The sequence below is a fragment of the Kitasatospora sp. NPDC001540 genome (genome assembly GCF_042894345.1).
Lineage (GTDB): Bacteria > Actinomycetota > Actinomycetes > Streptomycetales > Streptomycetaceae > Kitasatospora > Kitasatospora phosalacinea_C.
The window spans coordinates 1-1,682 of sequence record NZ_JBIAVO010000088.1; the positions used below are offsets into that span (position 1 = coordinate 1).

Below are 1,682 nucleotides of genomic sequence, written 5' to 3' on the forward strand. Positions count from 1 at the left end.
CTAGAAGTCTGATGAAGATGTTGGGTTCTGGCCCCGCTGTGTGAGCGGTGGGGCCAGACTCGTTTCGTGGCAATGGGGGAATGGGCCGGGGATCTGGTCGGACCGAATGTGTGGGAGACCTGTCGGGAGTTGATCCCGGCCGGGAGCGTGTTCGCGTTCCTGGCCGAGCACCGGGAGTCCCTGTTCCCGCACTCGATGTTCGCGGACATGTACCCGTCGAGGAACGGGCGGCCCAGCATGCCGCCGCAGGTCCTGGCCGCGACCGTGGTCCTGCAGAGCCTGCACGGGCTGTCGGACTTCGACACGGTCCAACAGCTGCGGTGTGACCTGCGATGGAAGGCCGCGTGCGGGCTGGGCCTGCACGACACCGCGTTCGACCCCTCGCTGCTGGCCTACTTTCGACGCCGGCTGCAGCGCTCAGCGGATCCGAACCGACTGTTCGCCAGGGTCAAGGAGGTGGTGGCGGCCACCGGTGTGCTCAAGGGCAGGCAGCGGCGGGCGTTGGACTCCACCGTGCTGGACGACGCGGTGGCCACCCAGGACACCGTCACCCAGTTGGTCGCCGCGATCCGCCGGGTGATCCGGGACGTCCCCGACGCCGAGCGGACCGCCGCCACGTGGTGCACCGCCCACGACTACACCGACCCGGGCAAGCCCCGCATCGCCTGGAACGACGAGGCCGCTCGCGCCACACTGGTGGACGCCCTGGTCACCGACGCACTCAACCTGCTGGGTCGCCTGCCCGAACGGCAGTTGGACCAGAAGGCCGCCGACGCCGTCGCGCTGCTGGCCCTGGTCGCCGGTCAGGACGTCGAGGTGGCCGACGGCTCCGACGGACGCGACGGTCGGTGGCGGATCGCCCGCGGCACCGCCCCCGACCGCATCGTGTCCACCGTCGACCCCGAGGCCCGCCACATCCACAAGAACCGCACCCACCACCAGGAGGGCTTCCGCGCCCACGCCGCGTTCGAGCCCGAGACCGGTCTGCTGACCGAGGTCGAGCTCACCGCGGGCACCGGAGCGCACAACCACGAGGCCGCCGTCGCCGGGCACCTGCTCGCTGACGAGACCGCGACCCTGACCGTCCTCGGGGACACCGCCTACGGCACCGGCGACCTGCGCGAGAGCCTCGAAGCCGGCGGCCACACCCTGATCATCAAGCCTCCGCCACTGCGGCAGGCCGTCCCCGGCGGCTTCACCAGCGACGACTTCCAGGTCGACACCACCATCGGGAGCGTCACCTGTCCGGCCGGCCACACCAAGCCCCTCGGCCGCCCGGACGCCAAGGGCGCCCGCACGGCCCAGTTCAAGAAGCTCTGCATCGACTGTCCCCTGCGTGAGCGATGCACCCGCTCCAAGACCGGCCGGGCGTTCCAGGTCCACGCCCACTACGACCGTCTGAAAGCCGCCCGCCGGGCTGCTGCCGATCCCGACTGGCAGGCCGAATACCGCCGCTGGCGGCCACCGGTCGAACGCGCCATCGCCTGGCTCACCGCCCGGGGCAACCGCCGCGTCCCCTACCGAGGTGTCCTGAAGAACGACACCTGGCTCCATAACCGCGCCGCCGCGCTCAACCTCCGCCGACTGATCAGCCTCGGGCTTACCCGCGCGGGCGACACCTGGACCATCACTCCCACAACCGCATAGCGCAGGAGGGCTGTCCCAACCGGGACAGCCCCCCC

General features: G+C 70.9%; 1 protein-coding gene. It reads left to right on the forward strand.

The genetic code is table 11. From position 1 onward, the window contains the following. Window positions 1–72: 72 nt before the first annotated feature. Window positions 73–1,647 carry an IS1182 family transposase gene (locus ACFY00_RS38075; protein ID WP_388038862.1) on the forward strand — a complete coding sequence of 525 codons (1,575 nt, stop codon included), beginning with the start codon at window positions 73–75 and terminating at the stop codon, window positions 1,645–1,647. Window positions 1,648–1,682 lie beyond the last annotated feature (35 nt).

Coding starts and splice junctions, on each gene's coding strand:
- ACFY00_RS38075 (WP_388038862.1), top strand. CDS start 73: ATGGGGGAATGGGCCGGGGATCTGGTCGGACCGAATGTGTGGGAGACC.